The organism is Burkholderia sp. Bp9015 (assembly GCF_003853505.1).
Taxonomy (GTDB): domain Bacteria; phylum Pseudomonadota; class Gammaproteobacteria; order Burkholderiales; family Burkholderiaceae; genus Burkholderia.
This window is the reverse complement of the sequence record NZ_QTPZ01000012.1, coordinates 1-23,801: the sequence shown is the minus strand read 5'-3', so window position 1 is coordinate 23,801 and position 23,801 is coordinate 1. Positions and strand designations below refer to the sequence as shown.

Annotated in this window: 22 protein-coding genes and 1 pseudogene; 9 read left to right on the top strand and 14 right to left on the bottom strand. The window is 68.3% G+C overall.

The annotated features are described in order from the left end of the window. Positions 1 to 17: 17 nt before the first annotated feature. The 6 genes from DIE12_RS14815 to DIE12_RS14790 all read right to left on the bottom strand — a co-directional run bounded on the left by DIE12_RS14815 (position 18) and on the right by DIE12_RS14790 (position 6,640). Positions 18 to 605 carry a hypothetical protein gene (locus tag DIE12_RS14815; protein WP_124520527.1) on the bottom strand — a complete coding sequence of 196 codons (588 nt, stop codon included), beginning with the start codon at positions 603 to 605 and terminating at the stop codon, positions 18 to 20. Between the two features lie 73 nt (positions 606 to 678). Beyond that, entirely contained in the window at positions 679 to 1,185 is a 507-nt protein-coding gene (locus DIE12_RS14810) for a spore coat U domain-containing protein (RefSeq protein ID WP_124520526.1), read from the bottom strand. Beyond that, positions 1,182 to 3,485, bottom strand: coding sequence for a fimbria/pilus outer membrane usher protein (locus DIE12_RS14805; RefSeq protein ID WP_260426207.1), 2,304 nt, complete (start codon positions 3,483 to 3,485; stop codon positions 1,182 to 1,184). Before DIE12_RS14805 ends, DIE12_RS14810 begins: the two co-directional genes overlap by 4 nt. A gap of 25 nt (positions 3,486 to 3,510) precedes the next feature. Continuing rightward, positions 3,511 to 4,263, bottom strand: a complete 753-nt coding sequence (locus DIE12_RS14800) for a molecular chaperone (protein WP_124520525.1) — start codon at positions 4,261 to 4,263, stop codon at positions 3,511 to 3,513. Positions 4,264 to 4,360: 97 nt separating this feature from the next. Continuing rightward, positions 4,361 to 4,867 (bottom strand): spore coat U domain-containing protein, encoded by a 507-nt coding sequence (locus DIE12_RS14795; RefSeq protein ID WP_124520524.1) that lies wholly within the window; start codon positions 4,865 to 4,867, stop codon positions 4,361 to 4,363. Between the two features lie 888 nt (positions 4,868 to 5,755). Next, on the bottom strand, positions 5,756 to 6,640 hold the full coding sequence (locus tag DIE12_RS14790; RefSeq protein ID WP_124520523.1) for a transcriptional regulator GcvA: 885 nt from the start codon (positions 6,638 to 6,640) through the stop codon (positions 5,756 to 5,758). Between the two features lie 96 nt (positions 6,641 to 6,736). Here DIE12_RS14790 and DIE12_RS14785 point away from each other — a divergent pair, with 96 nt between their 5' ends. The 9 genes from DIE12_RS14785 to DIE12_RS14745 all read left to right on the top strand — a co-directional run bounded on the left by DIE12_RS14785 (position 6,737) and on the right by DIE12_RS14745 (position 14,720). Next, complete coding sequence (locus DIE12_RS14785) at positions 6,737 to 7,348, top strand: chromate transporter (protein ID WP_124520522.1); 612 nt, start codon at positions 6,737 to 6,739, stop codon at positions 7,346 to 7,348. Then, positions 7,348 to 7,875: a chromate transporter gene (locus DIE12_RS14780; RefSeq protein ID WP_124520521.1), complete on the top strand. Its 528-nt coding sequence runs from the start codon at positions 7,348 to 7,350 to the stop codon at positions 7,873 to 7,875. Before DIE12_RS14785 ends, DIE12_RS14780 begins: the two co-directional genes overlap by 1 nt. A 58-nt stretch (positions 7,876 to 7,933) precedes the next feature. Continuing rightward, positions 7,934 to 8,734 (top strand): YoaK family protein, encoded by an 801-nt coding sequence (locus tag DIE12_RS14775; RefSeq protein ID WP_124520520.1) that lies wholly within the window; start codon positions 7,934 to 7,936, stop codon positions 8,732 to 8,734. 360 nt (positions 8,735 to 9,094) lie between these two features. Then, positions 9,095 to 10,216: a porin gene (locus DIE12_RS14770; RefSeq protein WP_044847888.1), complete on the top strand. Its 1,122-nt coding sequence runs from the start codon at positions 9,095 to 9,097 to the stop codon at positions 10,214 to 10,216. Positions 10,217 to 10,591: 375 nt separating this feature from the next. Continuing rightward, positions 10,592 to 10,816 carry a hypothetical protein gene (locus DIE12_RS14765; protein WP_014895816.1) on the top strand — a complete coding sequence of 75 codons (225 nt, stop codon included), beginning with the start codon at positions 10,592 to 10,594 and terminating at the stop codon, positions 10,814 to 10,816. A gap of 244 nt (positions 10,817 to 11,060) precedes the next feature. Next, positions 11,061 to 12,416, top strand: a complete 1,356-nt coding sequence (gene gor / locus DIE12_RS14760) for a glutathione-disulfide reductase (RefSeq protein WP_124520519.1) — start codon at positions 11,061 to 11,063, stop codon at positions 12,414 to 12,416. Between the two features lie 451 nt (positions 12,417 to 12,867). Beyond that, positions 12,868 to 13,539, top strand: coding sequence for a CsgG/HfaB family protein (locus DIE12_RS14755; protein ID WP_185500359.1), 672 nt, complete (start codon positions 12,868 to 12,870; stop codon positions 13,537 to 13,539). A gap of 55 nt (positions 13,540 to 13,594) precedes the next feature. After that, positions 13,595 to 14,035, top strand: a complete 441-nt coding sequence (locus tag DIE12_RS14750; RefSeq protein ID WP_124520518.1) for a DUF4810 domain-containing protein — start codon at positions 13,595 to 13,597, stop codon at positions 14,033 to 14,035. Positions 14,036 to 14,045: 10 nt separating this feature from the next. Continuing rightward, positions 14,046 to 14,720 carry a DUF799 domain-containing protein gene (locus tag DIE12_RS14745; RefSeq protein ID WP_044847891.1) on the top strand — a complete coding sequence of 225 codons (675 nt, stop codon included), beginning with the start codon at positions 14,046 to 14,048 and terminating at the stop codon, positions 14,718 to 14,720. A 148-nt stretch (positions 14,721 to 14,868) separates the two neighbouring features. Here DIE12_RS14745 and DIE12_RS14740 read toward each other — a convergent pair whose 3' ends face one another. The 8 genes and pseudogenes from DIE12_RS14740 to DIE12_RS14705 form a co-directional block, all read right to left on the bottom strand. Further along, on the bottom strand, positions 14,869 to 16,170 hold the full coding sequence (locus DIE12_RS14740; RefSeq protein ID WP_124520517.1) for an FAD-binding oxidoreductase: 1,302 nt from the start codon (positions 16,168 to 16,170) through the stop codon (positions 14,869 to 14,871). A gap of 25 nt (positions 16,171 to 16,195) precedes the next feature. Beyond that, positions 16,196 to 17,500 (bottom strand): FAD-binding oxidoreductase, encoded by a 1,305-nt coding sequence (locus DIE12_RS14735; protein WP_124520516.1) that lies wholly within the window; start codon positions 17,498 to 17,500, stop codon positions 16,196 to 16,198. Positions 17,501 to 17,612: 112 nt separating this feature from the next. Then, entirely contained in the window at positions 17,613 to 19,187 is a 1,575-nt protein-coding gene (locus DIE12_RS14730; protein WP_124520515.1) for a DUF3138 family protein, read from the bottom strand. A gap of 102 nt (positions 19,188 to 19,289) precedes the next feature. Then, a complete protein-coding gene (locus DIE12_RS14725; RefSeq protein WP_044847895.1) occupies positions 19,290 to 20,129 on the bottom strand; it encodes an ABC transporter permease subunit in 840 nt (279 codons plus the stop codon). Further along, entirely contained in the window at positions 20,126 to 21,112 is a 987-nt protein-coding gene (locus DIE12_RS14720; protein WP_124520605.1) for an ABC transporter permease subunit, read from the bottom strand. The genes DIE12_RS14725 and DIE12_RS14720 overlap by 4 nt, the downstream gene beginning before the upstream one ends. A 10-nt stretch (positions 21,113 to 21,122) precedes the next feature. After that, on the bottom strand, positions 21,123 to 22,277 hold the full coding sequence (locus DIE12_RS14715; RefSeq protein ID WP_124486635.1) for an ABC transporter ATP-binding protein: 1,155 nt from the start codon (positions 22,275 to 22,277) through the stop codon (positions 21,123 to 21,125). A gap of 188 nt (positions 22,278 to 22,465) precedes the next feature. Then, on the bottom strand, positions 22,466 to 23,581 hold the full coding sequence (locus DIE12_RS14710; protein WP_124486634.1) for a polyamine ABC transporter substrate-binding protein: 1,116 nt from the start codon (positions 23,579 to 23,581) through the stop codon (positions 22,466 to 22,468). Between the two features lie 62 nt (positions 23,582 to 23,643). Continuing rightward, positions 23,644 to 23,801 (bottom strand): annotated as a pseudogene (locus DIE12_RS14705) (aspartate aminotransferase family protein); the annotation flags it as partial.

Here is a 23,801-nt window from a genome sequence, read left to right as displayed (position 1 = left end):
CGCCGGCGTCGCGGGCGTCACGGGTTCGGCTGCACCGAAAACGTGAGCGGCCAGGCAAAGGTTCCGTCCTTTGCCTTCGGCGCGAACACGAAACGGTAGGTCAGCGTGAACGTCGTCTTCAGCGCCGTATAGGGCACGGCGATCGTGCCGCCCGTGCCCGGCAGCACGACCTTGCCGCCGAAGCCGGTGATCTCGATCGAACTGAACTGCGACTGGCTGGCGGCGGCGACCTGCACGAGCACCGTGTAGCCGGCCCGGTCGTTGGTCTGGATCGCGAGCGTCGTCCCGGACGGGTTGCTGGTGTTCGGCACGGCCAGGTTGCCGATGCTCGTGTCCTTGTTCGCGATCACGAGCTTCGCCGGATTGGTCGCGTTGAGCCGCGCATACGCCTGGACCGTCGTGCCGACCTGCACCGACCGGCTGGCCTGCTTCGCATCGGCATGGCCGGGCGCGGCGCCGAGCAGCGCGATCGACAGCGCCGCCATCGCGGCGAGCCGGGCGCCCGCGCGGCCGCCGGCCCGCCGAAGCGCGAGCGGCCGCGTGCGGGTCCGTGCGCATCGGGCGCGCCGCGATGCGGCGGCGCTCGCTGTCTCGGTTCGATTCATGTCTGCCCCCCATTGTCCGGGTCCGTGATGGCGATCGACGGCGGCATGCGCACCGCATGCGCCGCCGGCGCGCCTAGTAGTTGAACAGGATCGTGATGTTGTGGTCCGCGTAGCTGCCCGGCACGGCGTTCTGGCCACCGCGGATCAGCCCGTACACGGTGGCGTTGAAGGTGCCGCCGCCCGTGATCTTGCCCCACGAAATCGCCGACGTGCCGCTCGTGCCGTCGCCCCAGATCGACGTATGCGCGCTGTCGAGATACAGGTTGTAGCCGAGCGTCTGCGTATTGCCGGTCCGCGTCATCAGGCGGTTCGCGAAGGTGCCGCCGCCCGGGCTCGCGGTGACCGTCGGCGTGGCGTTGCCGCTGCCGGTGCAGTTCACCGAGATCGTGACGGCGGACGTGGCCGCGTTGATCGTGTCGTACGTGCCGAATGCCATCGACGACGGCGCATTCATCGTGCAGGTCGTTGCCGCGCGCGCGGGCAGCGCGGCCAGCACGACGGCACCGGCCGCGAGCGCCGCGGCTGCCGCGCGAAAGCGTGCGAGCCGGACCGGCCGCCCGTCATGCTTGCGATGTCTCATGGTGTGACTCCCTTGCAAAGATGGGTGCCCAGGTCCGGCAGCGGGTCGTCGCCGGCGGGAAAGCGCACGGTCACGTCGCACTGCCGGTCGTGCCACGCCGCATGCAGGCGGTTCTGCGCCGACAGTCCGGTCACGTAGACGACGCCGTCGCGGCCGACGGGAAACACGTCCTTCTGCCCGTCGATCGTGACGGTCGCGCCGGCCGGCAGGTGCGCGCCGTTTTCGAGATCGAGCGTCAGCACCGCGCCGCGCGAGCGCGTAATCGGGAACACGAGCGCCATGCCGCTGCGGAAGTAGGGCACCGCGTCGAGCTTCAGCGTGCCGATCGTCGCGTCGAACGGCAGGTCGACCTGCTCGATCGAGATTGGGTTGCTTTCGTACGCGCGCAGCCGCGGCAGCAGCGCGACGCCGCTGGCGTCGGTACGCGCGACGAGCTGGTTGTCCGCGAGGATGCCGACGTTGGCGAAGCCCGGCACCTTGACCAGTGCGAAGCTGTCCGTGACCTGTCGCGACAGGCGCGCGGTGCCGTCGACGAACGCGATGCCGCCCGCGGCGTTGGCGCGCACGCCGGCGCGGCCGCGATACGCAGCCGCCTCGACGCTGTAGGTGCCGGTGCGCGTCTGCAGCGTCGCGCTCGCGTCCTGCGTGTCGTTGCCGGCCTGCAGCGCATAGCCGAATCCTTCGCCGGCCGGCAGGCTGCGCTGCAGTTGCGCGAGCATTTCGGTGCCGCCCTGCTGGTGCGTCAGCGTGACGGATGCGCTCGTCCGGTTGTCGACCGGGATCGTCCACGCGACGCCGACGATCGTCGTGCCCGAGCCGCTCAGCGGCTTGCTGACGCTGACGTTGGCGAAGCCGAAGCGACCCAGTTGCGCGCTGTAGCTGAGCGACAGCAACTGGGTCTTGTAGCCGTCGCGATTGTCGAGGAACACGTGCGCGAGCCCGAGCGAGCCGAAGCGGCCCATCCCGATGCCGAGGTTGACGCTCGTCAGCAGCTTCGGCGCGAGCGTGCCCGGCTCGAGCCCGATCTGTGCGAAATGCGGCGTCGCCCATTGCGCGTGCGCGCCGATCTCGACGAGGCCGGCCTGGCTCTCGGCGCCGATCGTCGCCAGTGCGCCCGGGCCGTCGGCGCTGCGGCTCGCCGCCGCGGACGCGTTGACGACGCCGAGCGGCCCGGCCAGCACCACGCCGCCGATGCCGAGGTTCTGCCGGGCCCCTTCGGCTTCCGCGTGGATCTCGCCGGTGAACCGGTCGGTCAGGCCGACCCGGTGCGTCGCACTGGCGAACCAGCGCCCGTAGTCGTTGCTCGCGAGGCCGAAATCCCGCCGCTCCTTGCCGACCTCGTACGAATAATCCTGCATGCCCTGCTTCAGCAGATTCGCGCTTGCATAGAACGACTGGGTGATCACCTGCTCGCGGCCCATGACGTCGCGCACCACCACCCGCACGTCGCCCTGGCCGGTCACCACCGGCACGTTGTTGATCGCGAACGGGCCGGGCGCCACCTCGCGCGTCGAAGTCAGCGCGTTGTTGACGTAGACGTCGACGGTCGACGGCAGCACGGCCTGCCCGCTCACGCCCTGCAGCGGAATCGTGACGAGTCCGGGCTGCGTCGCGAAATTGGTCGCGTACTGGATGCCGCCGAAGCGGATCGCGCGGCCCCACATGCCCGGACGGCTGATCGCGTCGCCGATGCGCAGGCTGGCGAGGTGGCCGGGCCGATCGGTCGTCCACGTGGTTTCGAGGCGGGTCAGGCGCCGGGTCGGGCCCGATTCGTCAGCGAGGAACGTGCCGACGCCGACGCCGAAGCGGTTGAAGAAGCCGAGCTCGAACAGCCCCGAGCCGTGCGTCTGGCCGGCGGCCTGCTCGGCGAGCAGATCGTAGTTGAAGAAGCCGCCGATGCCCGGCTCGACCGCGCTCGCGCGGTGCCGGTCGGTCTCGTCGAAGGTCGCGCCGACGAACGCTTGCGCGGGGACGCTGATCGCCATCGTCAGGTTCCGCTCGTCGACGGTGTACGTGAGCCCCGCGATCGCGTTCAGCGGGTAGAACGGCGTGTCGCTGCCGGCCAGCGGCGCGGCGTCCGGCAGCCTGAGCCGCCAGCGCTTCAGGTCGTCGGCCGACACGTAGAACGCGCCGTCGGCCGCCTTGATCAGCAACGCGGTCTCGTCGAGCCCCTGGCGGTTGATGTCGACCTGATACAGCAGCTCGGCCGGGCCGGCCGCCGCGCCATGCGACGCTTGCGCGGCCGGTGCCCTCGGGGCCGCTACAAGCCGCTCTTCCGCGAGTGTGGTCTGCGCGCTCATGAGCATCGCGATCAGCAGCGCCGCGTCAGCGCGCGTTCGGCGCGACCGTGGAGTCGATATCGCCCGCATCGGAGTAGCCGACCAGGTGCATTCCGGAAGCAGCGGCCGGCGCGGCTCCGGCGCCGGGCTTGAACATCAGTTCGCGGGACTGGCCCGGCAGGACGTACGCGAATTCCGCATGCGTGGCGACGGGGCGATCGCTGCCCGGCGCGAACAGCGCGAGGTTCGCCACCTGCGCATGCGCGGTGCCGTCGTTGGTCACGCGCAGCGCGAGCATGCCCGTGCCGCCCGGTCGCGGCTCCGCGCTCCAGCGCAGCCGCGGGGCGGTGTCGGCGGCCGGCTTGACGAAGATCGGAAGGCTCATCTCCAGCGCGATCTGCACGCCGGCGAAGCCCGGTTTCGGCGCCGGCGGAATCTCCTGCAGATAGAGCCGGTAGCTGGTTTCCCGGTCCGCGCCCGGCGCGTGCCGCAGGCCGATGCGCACGACCTGCGAACTGCCGGGCGCGATCGTGAAAATGGGCGGCGCCGCAATCAGGTCGCCGGTCGACGCATAGACGTCGTCGCCCGCGTTCTGCGACCACGCCGCAGTGCGCAGCTGGACGACGACGGACTGGTCGGGCGACTCGTTCCTCACCGTGAGCGCGACGCTCCGTTGCGCGGCGGAGAGCTCGACGCGAACGGGAGACACGGTGAAGTCGGTGGCCTGGCTGTCGACGCATGCGGCGGCGAGCGTCACGGCCGCGATCCAGGTCGCGAGTTTGCACACGTTCGGTTTCATCACAGATCCACCTCCAGGGGATGCGCTTCGGCGCGTTGACGTATCCCGCCCGGGAGGGGCGCGCGCATCCGCGATGCGGCGCACCCTCCGCGCGGCACTAAAACGTCACGGTGACCGTCACCGTATCGGCGTAGCTGCCGGGCACCGCGTTGGGCTGGTCGGGCACCTTGCCGTAGACGGTCTTGCTGATCGCCTGGCCACTTGCCATCCCCTGGCCGGTGCCGTTGACGGTATCGGTCGGCGGCGTGTTGCCCCAGACGACCGTGCGGTTCGAATCCTGGTACAGCGAGTAGTTGAGCTGATTCGAGCCGCTCGTCATGATGCGGTTGGTCACCGTGGCACCGGACGTCGTGCCCGCATTCAGGCCGATGTTGAAGTTCGTGCCGTTCGTGCAGCGGACCGTGATCGTCGATTGCGCGGCTTGATCGCCGGTGCCCGGCGTATAGGCGGGGAAGGTCAACGCGCCGGCCGAGTCGATCAGGCAGGTTGCGTTGACGGTGGCCGATACGCCGAACGTCGCGCTGGCCTGTGCGGCCGATGCGGTGACGGCCGCGCAGGCGAGCGATGCGGCAAGTGCCGCCTTGGTCAGTAAGGACTGCGTCATGATGAATTTCTCCCTTCAAGGCTGGAAAGCGCGGCCGGTGCGGCGAGCGGGTCGTTCGGGACGGAAGCTCGATGGTCCGGATGCGCGACAGGTCTTCTCTGCGTCTGAATCGGATCGCTGGCTGGGCGGGCACCTCCTTCGTGTCGTGTGATGCGGAGTCGGACCGGCGCGCTCTCCCGGCACCCTGGCGGCGCTGCGGCGCACGGGACGTCAGGCGCGGCTGTCGCCGCCCGCATGCACGTCGGCGTGCGGGCGAGCGCGGGCGGCAATGCCCGCGCGAACGGCAGGGCTCGTCCTGGCGCGCATGCGCCTGGCAGCGGGTTCCCGGGGATTCGCCTATCGGATCGGAGCGCCGTGACGTCGGGTGACGGGGCGGGCCGTGTTCGCGCATCGGACGGGCACGGCGCGAAGTCGCGCCGCCGGCATCAGTGGATGCGTGACAGGAGCGGTGATGATGGACAGCAGCCGTGTGACGGCCGATATGAGTTTGGACATGATTTCCCCGACCCGCTTGATGATTGTTTGTCGCCTGCATCGAGCCCTTGGCCCGTGCAGTGTCGTTGTGTGCACGGTTGCCTCAGCAAACAGCGGGCCAGCACGCGGACTGCCGCGCCAACGGGGGCTGAGCGGTCGCGGCATGGCGCCGGTGCAACGCGGCGGAGGCGGAAGTGTTTCAGCCGTGAAACGCGAGGCGGCGGGCTGGTCGGCCGCTCGCCATGGCTGGTACGCGGTGGCTGGAGTGAAGGGGGAAATACAGCGGCCGCGCGACGGGGATTCCGCTGGGGAATCGCACGCGTCGCGTGCGGTTCGGTTTCATTTCCGCAACGTGCGCGGAGGCGGGGGGCGGCGGATCGCGGCCGTTTCGATCAGGGGGCGGGGGGCGACGCGTCAGGCGTTCACATTCGACTGGGCTGCGAGCCACGCGCAGAACTGCGCGACCAGCGGATCGTCGGCCGGCGTGCCCGGCGCGATCCACCAGTAGCTGCGTGTCGCGATGCGCGGCCCGTCGAGCGGCATCACCAGACGCCCGCTCGCGAGCTCGTCGTCGATCAGCGGCAGCGGGCCGAGCGCGACGCCCAGCCCGTCGACGGCTGCCTGCAGCGCCAGGTAGAAGTGGTCGAACGACTGCCGCTTGCGCCCCTTCATCGTCACGCCGGCCGCCGCGAACCAGTCGCGCCAGCCTTCCGGCCGCGTGTCCGAATGCAGCAGCACGTGCCGCGCGAGATCGTCCGCGCGGGTGATCGGCGCGCGCTTGAGCAGCGCGGGGCTGCAGACCGGAATCACGCTTTCGTCGAGGAAGTGGCCGCTCGTGCAGTTCGGCCAGTGGCCGGGGCCGCGGCGGATCGCGACGTCGAAACCGTCGAGCGCATCGAGCGGCGCGTTCGACGTGGACAGCTTCAGCTCGACGTTCGGCACGTCGCGCTGGAACCGCGACAGGCGCGGCAGCAGCCATTTCATCGCGAACGTCGGCAGCGCATTGATGCGCAGCACGCGCGCGGCCCCGGTGTTGCGCAGCTGCTCGGTGGCGAGCGCGATGCTGTCGAACGCGGCGCGGACGGTATCCAGATAGCGGCGGCCTTCGTCGGTGAGCTTCACGCGCTTGCCGTAGCGGTGGAACACCGGCTTGCCGAGCCACGCCTCGAACCCGGCGATCTGCCGGCTGATGGCACCATGAGTCACATGCAGCTCGTCGCCGGCGGCGCTGAAGCTTTCATGTCGTGCCGCTGCTTCAAAGGCCCGAAGCGCGGAAAAGGGCGGGAGATCGCGTGCCATGCTTGTGATTCTAGATCACAAGGACGCGCCGATAAAATCGTTTTGCCGGCGTGCCGCACGGCGGTAACCTCGGGGCATCGTTTGATGAGGAGCCCCATGCAATCCGTTTCTCCGTCGCCTGCCGCGCCTCCACGCCGTGTCGGCCTCGCCGAGCTGTTCACCGGCTTCCTGTCGCTCGGCCTGATGTCGTTCGGCGGCGCGCTGCCGTTCGCGAGGCGCACGATCGTCGACGACCGCAAATGGCTCACCGCCGACGAATTCACCGATCTGCTCGGGCTGTGCCAGTTCCTGCCGGGCGGCAACGTGATCAACCTGTCGGTCGCCGTCGGCATGCGCTTTCGCGGCGTCGCGGGCGCGTTCGCCGGCATTCTCGGGCTGATCGCGGGCCCGACGCTCGTGGTCGTCGGGCTCGGTGTGCTGTATGCGAAGACGCAGGGCGATCCGCGCGTGCAGCACCTGTTCGGCGGGCTCGCCGCCGCGGCCGCCGGCCTGCTCGTCGCGATGGCCGTGAAGGTCGCGAAGCCGCTGCTGCACGCGCCGCGCACCGCGGCCGGCATCGCGGCCCTCGCATTCGCCGCGATCGCGGTGCTGCGCATCCCGCTCCTGAGCGCGATGCTGGTGCTGACGCCCGTGAGCATCTGGCTCGCGTCGCGGCGCCGCGAGACGCCGGCACCGCAGCGCGCCGCCGTGCGCGACGGAGGCCGGTGATGAACGACACGCTGATCGCGATCGCGACGATCTTCAGCCAGCTGTCGCTGCTCGCATTCGGCGGCGGCAACACGATCCTGCCGGAGATGCAGCGGCAGGTCGTCGACGTGCACCACTGGATGAGCGCGCACGCGTTCACCGCGCTGTTCGCGCTCGCGCAGGCCGCGCCGGGGCCGAACATGATGATCGTGCCGCTGGTCGGCTGGCATGTGGCCGGCTGGGCCGGGCTGCTGGTCGCATCGATCGCGAAGTTCGGGCCGTCGTCGATCGTCACGGTGCTCGCGCTGCACGCGTGGGAGCGCTTTCGCGACCGGCCGTGGCGCCGCTACGTGCAACAGGGGCTGATGCCGGTCACGGCCGGGCTCGTCGCGGCCAGCGCGGTGCTGATCTCGGAAGCGTCGAACCGCTCCGCGATCCAGTGGGGCATCACCGCCGCATGCGCGGTGCTCGCGTGGCGCACGCGCATCCATCCGCTGTGGCTGCTCGCGGCCGGCGCGCTGATCGGGCTCACCGGCATCGGCCAGTGAGCGGCGCACAACCGGCCTCCCGTGCGCGATACTGGCGCGACTCTTCACGGGAGGCCTGATGGATCTCGACGGCGCCAGCCGCAATCTCACCGTCGCCGCGCTGCTCACGCTGTCCGGCGGCTATCTCGACGCGTACACGTACGTCGGTCACGGCCACGTGTTCGCGAACACGATGACCGGCAACGTCGCGCTGCTCGGCATCAACGTATCGGCCGGCGAATGGGCGGCCGCGCTGCATCACGTGCCGCCGCTCGGCGGTTTCGTGGTCGCGGTGTTCGTCGCGCACCTGCTCGGTCTCGCCGCGCAGCGCGGCTGGATGCGGCACACCGCGTTCGCGAGCCTGATCGTCGAGATCGCGTTTCTCGGCGTCGCCGCGAGCGGGCTCGTCGGCGCGTCGAGCGCGTGGCTGATTCCCGGGATCTCGTTCGTCGCGACGCTGCAGACGCTGTCGTTTACTCATCTCGAGGAACTGTCGTACACGTCGGTGATGACGACCGGCAACCTGCGGCGCGCCGCGCAGAAGCTGTTCGTCGGGCTGATTCCCCGCTACGACGCGGGCGCGCTGCACGATTCGGCGCTGCTCGCGACGATCAGCTTCTGCTTCCTGGCCGGCGCGGTGGTCGGCGGCCTCGTGACGCGGCTCGTGCCGGACGTCGCGCTGTGGGGCGCCGTGTTGCTGCTCGCCGGTGCGTTCGCGGAGATCGTGCGGCGGGCGCGGCGGCGCGCGGGCGGTGGGCGTGACAGTGGCGATGGGGCGGCCGGCAACGGGGGCGCCGAAGTTCGCGGCAGCAACGGCAGCAACGGCAGCAACGGCAGCAACGGCAGCAACCCCGACGGCGGGACGCCGCGGCCGGCCTGACGCGCGCAGGGCCGCCGCCATGCGGCCCGCCGGTCCGCCGCGCGACCGAATCACCGGCTCATCGCGCCACCCTCCGCCACGCTGCCCCAGCGCAAACCGGTTGCTCCGGCCGCGCCTTACAGCGCCAGCCTTCGTCCCGCCATCGCCGCGACCCGCATCCGTCGCGCGACAGGCAAGCCCGGCGCGGGAAACGTTGTTCCAGGGCGACAATCGCGCGCGACCGCGCGTTTCAATTTCTTTCGGCGTGCGCACTGGTCTTATGATTCAGCCCACATCGCGCGCGCCATGAGCGTCCGCGATCGCCACCCGGCTGCGCACGCGGCCGGCCATGAATGGAGACACCTACAAAAAGGAAAGCTCATGAAGCAGACCACCCGGCTCGCAGCCATCGCAGGGGGCGCGGTGCTGGCCTTCGCCAGCCAGTACGCAGCAGCACAAAGCTCGGTCACGCTGTGGGGCGTCGCCGACGTCAGCGTTCGCTACCTGACCAACGCGAACGCCAAGAACGACGGCCTGCTGTCGATGTCCAACGGCGCGATCACCAACAGCCGCTTCGGCATCTACGGCACGGAAGACCTCGGCAGCGGCCTGAAGGCCGTGTTCAAGCTCGAAAGCGGCGTGAACCTGCAGAACGGCGCATTCGCCGACAGCGGCCGCCTGTTCAACCGTGCGGCATACGTCGGCCTGGACAGCCCGTACGGCACGGTGACCCTCGGCCGCCAGAAGACGCCGCTGTTCGACCTGCTGTCGGACACCTACGATCCGCTGACGGTCGGCAACTACCTCGAAAATGCATGGCTGCCGGTCGCACTCGGCGGCGGCCTGTATGCGGACAACCAGATCAAGTACACGGGCACGTTCGCGGGCCTGACCGCGAAGGCGATGTACTCGACGGGCACCAACTACGAATCGACCGGCGCCGGCGGCTTCTCGGGCCAGATCCCGGGCTCGCTCGGCAAGGGCAACGCATGGGGCGTGTCGCTGTCGTACGTGACGGGCCCGCTCAGCATCGCGGCCGGCGCGCAGCAGAACAGCGACAACTCCGCACGCAAGCAGACGATCTACCACGCGAACGTCGTGTATGCGTTCAGCAAGGCGAAGATCTATGCGGGCTACCTGCGCTCGAAGGACGACACCGGTTTCGTCGACAGCCTGCTCGCGCAGCAGTCGATTCCGGTCGCGAAGGGCACGGGCCGGATCGACGACGGTCCGTTCGCGGGCGTGAGCTGGCAGGTCAGCACGCCGCTGACGCTGACGGGCGCGTTCTACTACGACCACATGCGCAACGCGATGACCGCCAACGGCACGCTCGCGAGCGGAAACCGCTACGCGATCGTCGGCATCGCCGAATACGCGCTCAGCAAGCGCACGGAAGTCTACGGCACGGTCGACTTCAACAAGACGAACGGCGCGGCGAACGTCGAGCTGCCGGGTCGCAGCAACCAGACCGGCATCGCGATCGGCCTGCGCAATATCTTCTGACGAAAATCGTCAACGCGTGCGCCGGCCCCGGTTCGGCGCGCATCGAAGAGGCTCCAGGAAGGAGCCTCTTTTTTTTCGCCACGCGCCTTCCTGCGCGCAGACGACCATTCAGCGATTGCTCCATCGGGAACACGCCGCCCGTAAGGGTTCCGTCGGCATTCCAGAACATACTTTGACAGTGCGCGCGAAGCGATTCCGCTACGCTGCGTGCAGGGTCCGCCGCGTGCCGCAACGCACGCGCGGGCGTCGTTCCGGCGCGCGTTTCGCGTGCGGCCGGCCTGGTGCGTAACTTGTGTATCCGGTGATGACAAACACGGTCCGCCGGTTTTTTTTCGTGGGACGATGCGCTCACGAATTTCTTGAAAGGGGATGACGATGGGTATCCTGAACACCGTGGGTGAAATCGCTGGCGCAGTGGCAGCCGTCGAGGCGGCGGAGAAGGTCGATCCGGATGCGGGCCTGCTGACCAAGGCGGCGGCGGCCGTCGCCGGCTTCAAGGGCGCCGAGGCGATCGAAGGCATGCTCGAGAAGAAGGAAGAGCAGCCGCAGCAGGCAGACGATACGCAGGCGACGGACGGCAGCGACACGTCGCAGGCCTGAGCAAGGCGGCTGGTCCCGCCGCGGGTGCGCCGTTCGCGCATCCGGGCGGACCGGTGCCGCGCGGCCGGCAGGCCGGGCATGTGGTCGATCGGTGACGCATGGCACACCCGGCAGCCGGTTTGACCGGCGAGAGGCAACGTCTCTCGCCGTTTTTTATGGCGCGCGCGTCCTGCGGCGCCACGTTCCGCACGAATTCCCGAATCTTGCTATCGTGCCGTCATCCGAACTGCGATGAGGGCTTGCGATGGATTTCGACTACGACCTGTTCGTCATCGGGGCCGGCTCCGGCGGCGTGAGGCTCGCCCGGATGGCGGCGTCATACGGCGCGCGCGTCGGCATAGCGGAACAGGAGCAGATCGGCGGCACCTGCGTGCTGCGCGGCTGCATCCCGAAGAAGCTGCTCGTCTACGCATCGCACTATCCGCACGAACTCGACGATGCGAAGGGCTTCGGCTGGACCTTCGGCGCCGGCACGCTCGACTGGTCCGCGCTGATCGCCGCGAAGGATCGCGAGATCAACCGGCTCAGCGACATCTACATCGACCTGCTGCGGCAATCCGGCGTCGCGATGCACGCAGGACGCGCGACCCTCGTCGACGCGCATACGGTCGCGATCGGCGAGCGCACCATCCGCGCGCGCCACATCGCGATCGCGACCGGCTCGCGGCCGGCGCTGCCGCACCGTCCCGGCATCGAGCATGCGATCACGTCGCGCGAGGCGCTGTCGCTCCCGGCGTGCCCCAAGCGCATCGCGGTGGTCGGCGGCGGCTATATCGCGGTCGAGTTCGCCGGCATCTTCAACGGCTTCGGCAGCCAGGTCGATCTGTTCTATCGCGGCGAGAAGATCCTGCGCGGCTTCGACGACGACGTGCGCCAGTTCCTCACCGACGAAATGACGAAGCAGGGCGTCGCGATCCACGCGCGCGCGGTGGTCGAGTCGATCGCGCGCGCGGACGACGGCACGCTCTCCGTGCACGTCGGCGACGCGCAGCACGGGCCGTACGACGCGGTGCTCTATGCGACCGGCCGCGTGCCGAACGTCGAAGGGCTCGGCCTCGAGCGCGCGGGCGTCATGCTCGACGCGCGCGGCGCGATCGCGGTCGATGCGTATTCGGCGACGTCGGTGCCTTCGATCCATGCGCTCGGCGACGTCACGTCGCGGCCGCAGCTCACGCCGGTGGCGACGCGCGACGGCGCGCTGCTCGCGCGCACGCTGTTCGGCGGCGCACGCGTCGCGGCCGATCACGATTACGTCCCGTCGGCCGTGTTCAGCCAGCCGGAGGTCGCGACGGTCGGCCTGACCGAGGCCGATGCGCGTCGCGTGCACGGTGACGTCGACATCTACCGCACGTCCTTCAAGGCGCTGCGCCACACGCTGTCGGGCCGCAACGAGCGCACGCTGATGAAGCTGGTGGTCGCGCGCGACAGCCAGCGCGTGATCGGCGCGCACATGGTCGGCCGCGACGCGGGCGAGATCATCCAGGGCATCGCGATCGCGATTCGCGCGGGCGCGACGAAGGCGCAATTCGACGATACGATCGGCATTCACCCCACCGCGGCCGAGGAGTTCGTGACGATGCGGCAGAAGGTGGCCGACTGACCGCCAGCGGCGCGCCGGCTCGCGGGCCGGCGCGGGCGTCCCGCACACGCTCCGCTGGCGTGTGACGCACCACGGATCCGCGGCGATTTGTAAAGATCGTCAATTCTTCTAAAGAAATCCCGTCTCGACAATCAGACTTGGTATGATCGGCCAAAATCATATACGGGGCCGATCATGCGCGATCAACAGCGCAGTAACCAGAATCACGCGGTAGCCGGCGCAAGCGGGGTCGTCGATCCATGCGCCGCGCGTTCGCGTCTCGCCGCAACACGTCCGTTGCGTGCAATTTCCCTTCGCATGCCGCCATCTCCATCGCCGTCCGGGCGATGAAGTCGCGCGCGCGCCGATGCGCGCCCCGGCCGCTTCGATCATCGCATCGACCGCCGGTTTGTCGGCAAGCCGGCGAGCCCGTTCCGGGCAATCTTTTCACGTAAGGAGACCCGCAGTGAACATTCAGACACGACGCACCGTTCTCGTGGCGGCGGCGCTCGTCGCGGCGCTGTCCGGCTGCGCGACCGAGTCGTCGCGCACGCTCGACGTGCCGGCCGTGAGCAGCGCGCAGAAGCCGTACGCGGGCAAGCCCGTCGCGATCGCGGTCGGCAAGTTCGACAACCGCTCGAGCTACATGCGCGGCATCTTCTCGGACGGCATCGACCGCCTCGGCGGACAGGCGAAGACGATCCTCGTCACGCGCCTGCAGCAGAGCCGCCGTTTCAACGTGCTCGATCGCGAGAACCTCGACGAGATCAAGCAGGAAGCCGGCTTCATGAAGAAGGCGCAGGCGGTGAAGGGCGCGAACTACGTCGTGACCGGCGACGTGACGGAGTTCGGCCGCAAGGACGTCGGCGATCACCAGCTGTTCGGTATTCTCGGCCGCGGCAAGACGCAGGTCGCGTATGCGAAGGTCAACCTGAACATCGTCGACACGACGACGTCGGAAGTCGTCGCGTCGAGCCAGGGCGCGGGCGAGTTCAGCCTGTCGAACCGCGAAGTGATCGGCTTCGGCGGCACGGCCGGTTACGACTCGACGCTCAACGGCAAGGTGCTGGACCTCGCGATCCAGGAAGCCGTGAATCATCTCGTCGACCAGGTCGACGCCGGCACGCTGAAGGCACCGCAGTAGGCGCCGTGCGCAGTACGGCGCGACGAATCATTCACCAACCAGAAGAGACAAGACCATGAAACGGGGAATCTGGCTGCCGGCGACGGCGGCCGTCATGCTGCTCGCGGGCTGCGCGGCGCCGACCACGCCGCCGCTCTATCAATGGAACGGCTATCAGCCGCAGGTGTACGAATACTTCAAGGGGCAGAAGTCCCCGCAGGAGCAGATCGACGCGCTCGAAAAGGCGCTGCAGGAGATTCGCGCGAAGGGCAAGACGCCGCCGCCGGGCTTCCATGCGCATCTCGGGATGCTCTACGCGAGCGTCGGCAGCGAACAGCAGGCCGCGCAGGAATTCCAGGCCGAGAAGGCGCTCTTTCCGGAATCCGCGTCGTTCATGGATTTCCTGATGAAGAAGAAAGCCGGCGACGCGAAGGCCGCGAAGGCCGCGAATCCGTCGGCCGCCGGCCAGACGATCGCCGGCCAGAAGAATGCCGATCCGACTCCCGCCAAACAGTGACGTGCCTGCCATGATCAAGACACTTTCATTCAAGCTGCTGTCCGTACTGTCGATCGTCGCGCTGTTGAGCGCGTGCGCGCAGCCCGTCAAACGCCCCGACTACACGGCCTTCAAGAAGAGCCAGCCGCGCTCGATCCTCGTGCTGCCGCCGCTCAACGAGACGACCGATGTCGGCGCGACCTACGGTGTGCTGTCGCAGATGACGCAGCCGCTGGCCGAGTCGGGCTACTACGTGGTGCCGGTCGCGGTGATGGACGAGACGTTCAAGCAGAACGGCCTCACGAACGCCGCGGAAATCCAGGGCACGTCGCCGGCGAAGCTGCGCGAAATCTTCGGCGCGGACGCCGCGCTGTACGCGAAGATCACGCAATACGGATCCGTCTACCAGGTGGTGGACAGCACGACGGTGGTCGCGGCGTCGGCGAAGCTCGTCGACCTGAAGACCGGCGACGTGCTGTGGCAGGGCGAGGGCCGTGCGACCGGCAAGGAAGTCGGCAACAACATGAGCGTCAACGCGTTCGGGGTCGTCGGGATGCTGGTGCAGGCGGCCGTCAAGCAGGTCGCGCATTCGCTGACCGACGAAGCGCACGATGTGGCCGGTTTGACGAGCAGCAGGCTGCTGTCCGCGGGGCCGCCGAACGGGCTGCTGTACGGGCCGCGTTCGCCGAAGTACGGGACCGACTGACCGGCGCGCGGACCTCGGCTTCGGCGCGTCGGGCAGGCAAGGTCGCCTGCATGCCGTGCCGAAGCCGCGAGATTCGATGAAACGGCCGCGCTTGCGCGGCCGTTTTGCGTGGCCGGTACGTCGCGTGCGTCGTGCCGTGCGCCGCCGCTCAATGCATGCCGAACGCGTCGAGCAGCCGGTACCAGCTCATCGCGAGCACCAGCGCCGGCGTGCGCAGCGTCGCGCCGCCGGGGAAGTCGCGATGCCGGATCTTGCCGAACAGGTCGAAGCGGCTCGCCTGGCCGTCGATCGCCTCGGCGATCAGCTTGCCCGCGAGCGCGGTCGTGTTCACGCCGTGCCCCGAGAAACCCTGCGCGAAATACAGCGTCGGCGCGACGCGCCCGAAGTGCGGCGCGCGGTTCATCGTGATGTCGACGAAGCCGCCCCATGCGTAGTCGACCTTCACGTCCGCGAGCTGCGGGAACGTCTTCAGCATGTCCGCGCGCATCGCGTCGGCGAGATTGCGCGGCTCCCGCGTCGAATAGCTGACCTTGCCGCCCCACACGAGCCGCGTGTCGGGCGCCGGCCGGAAATAGTCGAGCACGAAGCGGCTGTCGCAGATCGCCGCGCGCGCGGGCATCAGCACGGCGGCGCGCGCCGCGCCGAGCGGCTCGGTCGCGATCACGTAGGTGCCGACCGGCATGATCTTCTTCGACAGCGCGGGCGCGAGCGTGCCGACGTACGTGTTGCACGCGAGCACCACGAAGCGCGCGCGCACCTGCCCCTGGCCGGTCTCGACGACGTGGCCGCCCGACACGTCGCGCACGCGCGTCACGCAGCTGTCCTCGTGGATCCGCACGCCCGCGTCGGCGGCCGCGCGCGCGAGCCCGAGCGTGTAGTTCAGCGGATGCAGGTGGCCGCTGTCGGGGTCGTACAGGCCGCCGCGATAGCGCGCCGATTGCACGTAGTCGCCGAGTTCGTCCGCTTCGACGAAATGAAAGCGGTCGTAACCGAAGCGCTTCGCGGCCTCGTCGCGCCAGCGTTTCAGCGCATCCGCGTCGCGCTCGGTGTTCGCGGCGGTCAGGTAGCCGGGCACGAGCGCGCAGTCGATGTCGTGCTTCGCGATGCGCGACTTCACGAGCGACAGCGTTTCGAGCCCCATGTCCCAGATCCGCTTCACGTCGCCTTCCGGCATGAAGTTGCCGAACGTGTCGATGTCGCATGCAAAGCCGCCGATCAGCTGGCCGCCGTTGCGCCCGCTCGCCGCCCATCCGACCCGCGATGCCTCGAGTACCGTCACCGAATGGCCGCGCTCGGCGAGGTTGAGCGCGGCGGACAAGCCGGTGAGGCCCGCGCCGATCACGCACACGTCGGCGTCGGTCGCGCCGGCGAGCGGCGCATGGCGGGTCGTATCGTTGGCGGTCGCCGCGTAGTACGACGCGACGTGCGGCTGGTTGGCGAATGTCTGCATGATCAGGAAAACGAATGAAGGGGACTCAGAACAGCTCGCGCACGCGGTGATACAGCATCCCGAGTTCGAGCGCGGGCTGCCGCCATGCGTCGCCGCCGGGAAAGCGCCGGTGGCGCAGCTGCGCGAACAGGTCGAACGCGCGCGTGTCGCCCGCGATCGCGCCAGCGATCGCGCGTCCGGCGATGCCGGTCAGCGCGACGCCGTGCCCGCTGAAGCCCTGGACGTAGAAGAAGTTCGGATCGAGCGCGCCGAAGTCCGGCGCGCGGTTGCGCGTGACGTCGACGAAGCCGCCCCACGCGTGGTCGACGCGCACGTCGGCGAGCTGCGGGAACACGCCGACCATGCGCTGCCGGATCGTGTCGGCGAGCGTGTCGGGCGACGCGCCCGCGGAGTTCGCACGGCCGCCGAACAGCATCCGGTGGTCGGCCGACAGCCGGAAGTAGTCGAGGAAGAAGTTGTTGTCGCACACGGCTTCGCGCTGCGCGATCAGCGCGTCGGCGCGCGCGCGGCCGAGCGGTTCGGTTGCGATGATGTACGACGCGACCGGCGCGATGCGCGCGGCGGTCGCGGCCGGCAGGATGCCGCCGGGGCCCGCGTTGCAGCACGACACGACGAAGCGGCAGCGCACCTCGCCCGACGGCGTGCGCACCACCGGCCGGGCGCCGCGCACGACGTCGAGCGCGGGCGTGTGCGCGTGGAGCGCGACGCCTTCGCGGCGCGCGGCCTCGGCGAGGCCGAGGCAATACTTGAGCGGATGCAGGTGGCCCGACAGCGGATCGTAGACGCCCGCCAGATAGCGCGGCGACGCGATGCGCGCGCGGATTTCGCCGGTATCGAGCCACGACAGCGACGGATGGCCCCAGCGCGAGCGCGCGGCATCCATCCAGGCGCGCAGGTCGTCGATGCGGCGCGGCTTGGTCGCGACCGTCAGGTAGCCGCGCGTGAAGTCGCAGTCGATGCCGTGGCGCGCGATCCGCTCGGCGATCAGCGCGACGCCGTCGAGCGACAGCGACCACGCGGCGCGTGCGCCGGCGGCGCCGAGCTGCTGCTCGATCACCTCGTCTTTCGCGAAACCCGTGATCGCCTGTCCGCCGTTGCGGCCCGATGCGCCCCAGCCGGGCCGATGCGCATCGATCACGGCGACCGACAGCCCGCGCGCACGGCAATCGAGCGCCGTCGACAGGCCCGCGAAGCCCGCGCCGATCACGCACACGTCGACGTCGATCGCTTCCTCGAGCACGGGGTCGTCGGCCACGGGGCGCGTGGCGGTTGCTTCGTAGTACGAGTCGCGCGCGAGCGCGTCGGCGCGGCGGGTGAAAGACTGCGTCATCAAACCGACTCCGTCGAAGACGGCCGGCGCCGGTGCGCGACGCACCGCGATCCGGCCGGGTGAAACGATGCGGGACGCCATGCGCGCGGCAGGGCGTCCCGCGCGGCCCGCATCAGAACGAATAGATGAACTGCGTCGCGAGCAGGTCGTTGGACTTGCCGTACGAACCGTCGTTGCGCAGGAACACCTTGTTGTTCGCCCAGTCGTGCCGGTATTCGACCTTCACGGTGATCTGCTGGGTCGGATAGAACAGCAGGTCGAGTGCGACGTCCTGGCGCACCGCGCCCTTGCACTCGAAGCCCAGGCCGCCGCCGGCCTTCGACTGCGCGAGACAGTCCGCGTCGACGCCGAAGCCGTTGCTCGGATCCATCCCGTTGCCGTTCAGCGCGATACCGCCGCCGCCGCCGCCGTTCTTCGAGTTGGCGAGCAGGTCGTAGCGCAGCGTCACGCCCATGCGGCCGACCACCGGCGCGTTGAACTTGCGGTGCGCGAGCAGCGACAGGCCGTACCACTGCGCGAGCCCGCCGTTGAACGCCGCATGCTGCTGTCGGCCGTAGTCGACTTCGGCGTTGTACTGAATGTCGGCGAGCGTGTAGGTCGCGTCGAGTTCGCCGAAGAAGAACGAACCGTAGGCGCTCGGTGCCGCGCCGCCCGGGCCGTAGTGGACGTTGCCCTGGTCGTCGATCGCGCTCGCCAGCGTCTGCCGCCCGATGTTGAACGAACCGCCGATGTCGAGCGCGCTCGACCACGTGTAGTCCGCGCGCGCGGTGAAGGTCGGCACCTTGTTGCTGGTGGAGATCGGGTCGCCGAGCGCGTTGGTGCCCGTCTGCGTGACCGAACCGTACGTGCGGTACTGCTCGTTGCCGAGGAAGAACTTCCACGCCCAGGCGCCCTTCGTGTAGTTCGCGCCGACACCGACGTAGCTGCCCGGATCCGAGAAATCGTACAGCAGGTTGTGCGTGAGCGTGAGCATCTGGTTCGACTGCTGCACCTCGTAGCCGCCGAAGCTCGGGATCAAGCCGGCGACCAGCGTCGTCTCGGCGGTGATCGGCACGTTGACGACCGCGGTGTTCAGCAGGTTGTCGGTGATCGAGCCGCGCGAGTTCTGCAGCAGCGTGATGCCGTTGCCGCGGTTCGGCATCAGCGTGATCTCCGCCGACGGCGCCATCGGGCCGACGCCGAAGGTCTTCTTGATGTCGAGGTAGAGATCGCCGAACGTGCTGTTGAAGTAGTTGTACGCGTTCTCGTGGTTCGCGAACAGGAACGACGACGTGCCGGCCGCGCGGTTGTAGATGTAGGTCGGGTCGATGTAGCCGGTGACCGACAGGCCCGCGAGCGGCCCGGTGTTGGCCGCGTCCGTCAGCGAGTCGACCTTCAGCTGCTGGTTCGCGATCTGCTGCTTCATTTCACTGACTTCGTCGTTGGTCAGCGTGGCTTGAGCCTTGCCGTAGTCCGGCGAGGACGGGTCTGCGGCCACGATCACCGGCTTAGCCGCGATCGTCGCGCCGGCCTGCGCGACCGGGGTGCCGCCCGGCTTCGCGGCGAGTTGCGCCTGCATGGCCTTCATCTGCTTCTGCAGCGCGGCGACCTGCGCCTGCAGTGCCTTGATTTCGGCGGAGGTCGAGTCGGCCAGCGCGATGCCGGGCAACGCGCCGGCCACCAGCAGGCAGATCAGTTTCTTCTTCATTGCGGATTCTCCTTGTCGTGCGCTTGGTCAATCTGTGATCGGCCCGCGCGCCGCTTCTCGCGGCGCGCGGGTCTTGTTATCGATGAAAAGGGAAGCGGGGCGTCAGGCCGCCGCGAACGCCGCCTTCATGTCGGCCACCCGGCGCCGTTCGCGCGCGATCATCATCTGGTTCACGACGATCACGCCGATCGTCACCGCGGTGATGAACAGCGTCGCCAGTGCGTTCATTTCCGGGTTCAGCCCGAGCCGCACGCGCGAGAACACCACCAGCGGCAGCGTGGTCGAGCCCGGCCCCGACAGGAACGCCGACAGCACCAGGTCGTCGATCGACAGCGTGAACGACAGCAGCCAGCCCGACAGCAGCGCCTGCGAGATCAGCGGCAGCGTCACCACGAAGAACACCTTCAGCGGCGTCGCACCCAGGTCGAGCGCGGCTTCCTCCAGCGACTTGTTCATCTCCTTCACGCGCGACTGCACGATGATCGCCACGTACGACACGCACAGCATCACGTGGCCGATCCAGATCGTCACCATCCCGCGGCCCTTCGGCCAGCCGAACATCTGCTCCAGCGCAACGAACAGCAGCAGCAGCGAGATCCCCTGGATCACCTCCGGAATCACCAGCGGCGCGTTGATCATCCCCGTGTACAGCGTGAAGCCCTTGAAGCGGCCGAAGCGCGCGAGCACGAAGCCCGCCCACGTGCCGATCACGACCGACGCGGTGGCCGTCAGGAGGCCGATCTTCAGCGACAGCCACGCGGCGGTGAGCAGCTCGTCGTCCTGCCACAGCGCCGCGTACCACTTCAGCGAGAAGCCCGACCACACCGTCACCAGCTTCGACTCGTTGAACGAGTACACGACCAGGCTGATGATCGGGATGTACAGGAACAGGAAGCCGAAGGCGAGGACGCCCGTCGACAGCGGTTTGCTCGGCTTGATCATTTCGCTTCCTCCAGTTCCTTGACCTGGTAGTACTGGAACAGCGCCATCGGCACCAGCAACAGCAGCACCATCGCGACCGTCACCGCGGACGCCATCGGCCAGTCCATGTTGTTGAAGAATTCATCCCACATCACGCGGCCGATCATCAGCGTGTCGGCGCCGCCGAGCAGTTCCGGAATCACGTACTCGCCGACTGCCGGGATGAACACCAGCAGGCTGCCGGCGATGATCCCGTTCTTCGACAGCGGCAGCGTGATGCGCGTGAACGCGACCCACGGCTTCGCGCCGAGGTCGTAGGCGGCCTCGAGCAGCGTGAGGTCCATCTTCACGAGGTGCGCGTAGAGCGGCATCACCATGAACGGCAGGTACGAATAGACCATCCCGATGTAGACGCCCGCGTCGCTGTGATAGAGGCGCAGCGGGGTGTGGATGATGCCGAGCGCGATCAGCGTGTGGTTCAGGAGGCCGTCATCCTTCAGGATCCCGATCCATGCGTACACGCGGATCAGGAACGACGTCCAGAACGGCAGCATCACGGCCATCATCAGCACGTTGCGCCGGCCCGGCTCCGAGCGTGCGATGTAGTACGCCATCGGGAATCCGATCAGCAGGCACAGCAGCGTCGACACGGCGGCCATCTTCAGCGAGCTGAGATAGGTCGCGATGTACAGGTCGTCCTGCAGCAGGAACGCGTAGTGCGACAGCTGCAGCGCGAAGTGCACGACGCCGTCCTTGATCTCGACGAGCGACGTGTACGGCGGGATCCCCATCACCTGGTCGGCGAAGCTGATCTTGAACACCAGCACGAACGGCAGCGCGAAGAAGATCACGAGCCACAGGAACGGCACGCCGATCGCGACGCCGCGGCCCGACGGCAGGAAGCGCGACAGCGCGGCGAAGCGGCTGCGGCGCTTCGAAGCCTGTGTCGTTGCGGCGGTACCGGTCGAAACCGGCGCGGACGGAGTGGAGGCGGAAGTTCTCATCATGTCGTCCTCACTGCGTCAGCACGACGCCGCTGGCCGGCGACCACGACACGAACACGTCGTCGTTCCACGCCGGCGCGCTGTCGTGCATCAGGTGCGAACTCGACAGGTTCGACACGACCGTCTTGCCGCTCGGCAAACGCACGTGATACAGCGAGTAGGCGCCCATGTACGCGATGTCGGTCACCACGCCGCGCGCCCAGTTGTGATGCGAGCCCGGCTTCTCGCGCGATACGTGCACGCGCTCCGGCCGCACCGAGATGCCGACCGGCATCCCGAGCGGGCCGGTCACGCCGTGGCTCACGTACATGCGTGCCTCGAGGTCGTCGCTTTCGACGAAGATGTGATCGGGTTCGTCCTCGACCACCCGGCCTTCGAACAGGTTCGTCGAGCCGATGAACTCGGCCGAGAAGCGGCTGTTCGGGTATTCGTACACTTCGCCCGGCGTGCCGATCTGCACGATCTTGCCTTCGCTCATCACCGCGAGGCGGCTCGCCATCGTCATCGCCTCTTCCTGGTCGTGCGTGACCATCACGCAGGTCACGTCGACCTTCTCGATGATGTTCACCAGTTCGAGCTGGGTCTTCTGGCGGATCTTTTTGTCGAGCGCGGACATCGGCTCGTCGAGCAGCAGCAGCTTCGGGCGCTTCACCAGCGAGCGCGCGAGCGCGACGCGCTGCTGCTGGCCGCCGGACAGTTGGTGCGGCTTGCGCTTCGCGTACTTGCTCATCTGCACCAGCGCGAGCGCGTCGGCCACGCGTTCCTTGATCTCGTTTTTCGGCGTGCCTTCCTGCTTCAGCCCGAACGCGACGTTCGACTCGACCGACATGTGCGGGAACAGCGCATACGACTGGAACATCATGTTGACCGGGCGGCGGTACGGCGGCAGCGACGCGAGGTCCTCGCCGTCGACGAAGATCTTGCCGGAGGTCGCCGTCTCGAGCCCGGCGAGCATGCGCAACAGCGTCGACTTGCCGCAGCCGGAGCTGCCGAGCAGCGCGAACAGCTCGTTCTTCGCGATCGTCAGGTTCACGTTGTCGACGGCCGTGCTGTCGCCGAACTTCTTCACGACGTTTTCGATGCGCACGAACGCATCGTTCTTCGTGCGGGCCGCGGCGGCCGGTTGGGTGTGGCGTGCGGCAGCGGAAGAGGGTATCGATTGCATGGGAGTCACCATTCGTTCTTCACGGATTGCAGGCGTGAGCGTTCCCGCGCGAGGCGTACAACGCGACTCGCGGACAACGGCTCGTGCCGGATGGAACAGCGCGCGGTGCGCGCGGGCGGACGAAGCGTCCGCGGATCTCTGGCGGGCAGGCGTTCAGCCGATGCCTGCGCCGCCGTGATGGTTCGTGATCAGTGGCCCGTCTTCAGCTGCGCCCACAGACGGTTCTCGAGGCGCAGGATGTCGGCCGGCATCGGCTTCATCAGCACCATCTTCTTCAGCACGTCCTCGGGCGGATAGACGGTCGGATCCTGCGCGACGGCCGGCGTGACGAACGGGTGCGCGGCCTTGTTCGCGGTCGGGTAGAACACCGTGTTGGTGATCGCCGCATTGACCTTCGGGTCGGACACGTAGTTGATCCACTTCAGCGCGGCCTCGGGGTGCGGTGCATCCTTCGGGATCACCATCACGTCGAACCACAGCAGGCCGCCTTCCTTCGGGTTCGAGAACTTGATGTCGTACGGGCGCTTCGCCTCCGACGAGCGGCGGTGCGCGATGCCGACGTCGCCCGACCAGCCGAGCACGACGCACACGTCGTTGTTCGCGAGGTCGTTGATGTAGCCGGACGAGTTGAACTGGGTGATGTACGGGCGGACTTTCTTCAGGACTTCGAACGCAGCCTGGTAGTCGCCGGGGTTCTTGCTGTTCGGATCCTTGCCCATGTACTGCAGCGTGGCCGCGAACACGTCGACGGCCTGGTCGAGGAACGACACGCCGCAGCTCTTCAGCTTTTCCATGTTGGCCGGGTCGAACACCAGCGCCCAGCTGTCGACGGGCGCCTTGTCGCCGAGCGCCTTCTTCACCGCCTGCGCGTTGTAGCCGATGCCGTCGGTGCCGTAGGCCCAGGGAACGCCGTACTGGTTGCCCGGATCGGCGTCCGAGATCATCTTCATCAGCAGCGGGTCGAGGTTCGCGAGGTTCGGGATCTTCGACTTGTCGAGCTTCTGGTACACGCCGGCCTGGATCTGCTTGGCCATGTAGTTCGAGGTCGGCACGACGATGTCGTAGCCCGAGCTGCCCGCCAGCAGCTTCGCCTGCAGCGTGTCGTCGCTGTCGTAGTTGTCGTACTTGACGTGGATGCCCGTCTGCTTCTGGAAGTTCGGGATCGTGTCGGGTGCGATGTAGTCGGACCAGTTGTAGACGTTCAGCTCGTCGGCATGCGCCGACGGGCTGGCGACCGACGTGAACGCGGCCACCGCGGCAAGGGCCGCGATGGAACAGGCTTGGCGAAGAAAGCAGGCACGCATGGTGGAATTCCCCTGGGTTATGGCGGCGCGCGGCACCCGCCGCACGCCTGTAGGCAAAGTCGTTACGAAAGGCCCAGTTGCTGGGCGGTCGCATCGACGGCCTTCTTCGCCTTCGATACGAGTTCATCGATTTCCTGACGCGAAATCACGAGCGGCGGCGACAGCAGCATCCGGTCGCCGGTCGCGCGCATGATCAGGTTGCCGTTGAAGCAGAAGTCGC

Coding starts and splice junctions, on each gene's coding strand:
- DIE12_RS14735 (WP_124520516.1), bottom strand. CDS start 17,500: ATGACGCAGTCTTTCACCCGCCGCGCCGACGCGCTCGCGCGCGACTCG.
- DIE12_RS14780 (WP_124520521.1), top strand. CDS start 7,348: ATGAACGACACGCTGATCGCGATCGCGACGATCTTCAGCCAGCTGTCG.
- DIE12_RS14730 (WP_124520515.1), bottom strand. CDS start 19,187: ATGAAGAAGAAACTGATCTGCCTGCTGGTGGCCGGCGCGTTGCCCGGC.
- DIE12_RS14790 (WP_124520523.1), bottom strand. CDS start 6,640: ATGGCACGCGATCTCCCGCCCTTTTCCGCGCTTCGGGCCTTTGAAGCA.
- DIE12_RS14715 (WP_124486635.1), bottom strand. CDS start 22,277: ATGCAATCGATACCCTCTTCCGCTGCCGCACGCCACACCCAACCGGCC.
- DIE12_RS14810 (WP_124520526.1), bottom strand. CDS start 1,185: ATGAGACATCGCAAGCATGACGGGCGGCCGGTCCGGCTCGCACGCTTT.
- DIE12_RS14710 (WP_124486634.1), bottom strand. CDS start 23,581: ATGCGTGCCTGCTTTCTTCGCCAAGCCTGTTCCATCGCGGCCCTTGCC.
- DIE12_RS14765 (WP_014895816.1), top strand. CDS start 10,592: ATGGGTATCCTGAACACCGTGGGTGAAATCGCTGGCGCAGTGGCAGCC.
- DIE12_RS14725 (WP_044847895.1), bottom strand. CDS start 20,129: ATGATCAAGCCGAGCAAACCGCTGTCGACGGGCGTCCTCGCCTTCGGC.
- DIE12_RS14750 (WP_124520518.1), top strand. CDS start 13,595: ATGAAACGGGGAATCTGGCTGCCGGCGACGGCGGCCGTCATGCTGCTC.
- DIE12_RS14720 (WP_124520605.1), bottom strand. CDS start 21,112: ATGAGAACTTCCGCCTCCACTCCGTCCGCGCCGGTTTCGACCGGTACC.
- DIE12_RS14775 (WP_124520520.1), top strand. CDS start 7,934: ATGGATCTCGACGGCGCCAGCCGCAATCTCACCGTCGCCGCGCTGCTC.
- gor (WP_124520519.1), top strand. CDS start 11,061: ATGGATTTCGACTACGACCTGTTCGTCATCGGGGCCGGCTCCGGCGGC.
- DIE12_RS14805 (WP_260426207.1), bottom strand. CDS start 3,485: ATGAGCGCGCAGACCACACTCGCGGAAGAGCGGCTTGTAGCGGCCCCG.
- DIE12_RS14785 (WP_124520522.1), top strand. CDS start 6,737: ATGCAATCCGTTTCTCCGTCGCCTGCCGCGCCTCCACGCCGTGTCGGC.
- DIE12_RS14770 (WP_044847888.1), top strand. CDS start 9,095: ATGAAGCAGACCACCCGGCTCGCAGCCATCGCAGGGGGCGCGGTGCTG.
- DIE12_RS14800 (WP_124520525.1), bottom strand. CDS start 4,263: ATGAAACCGAACGTGTGCAAACTCGCGACCTGGATCGCGGCCGTGACG.
- DIE12_RS14740 (WP_124520517.1), bottom strand. CDS start 16,170: ATGCAGACATTCGCCAACCAGCCGCACGTCGCGTCGTACTACGCGGCG.
- DIE12_RS14815 (WP_124520527.1), bottom strand. CDS start 605: ATGAATCGAACCGAGACAGCGAGCGCCGCCGCATCGCGGCGCGCCCGA.
- DIE12_RS14745 (WP_044847891.1), top strand. CDS start 14,046: ATGATCAAGACACTTTCATTCAAGCTGCTGTCCGTACTGTCGATCGTC.
- DIE12_RS14795 (WP_124520524.1), bottom strand. CDS start 4,867: ATGACGCAGTCCTTACTGACCAAGGCGGCACTTGCCGCATCGCTCGCC.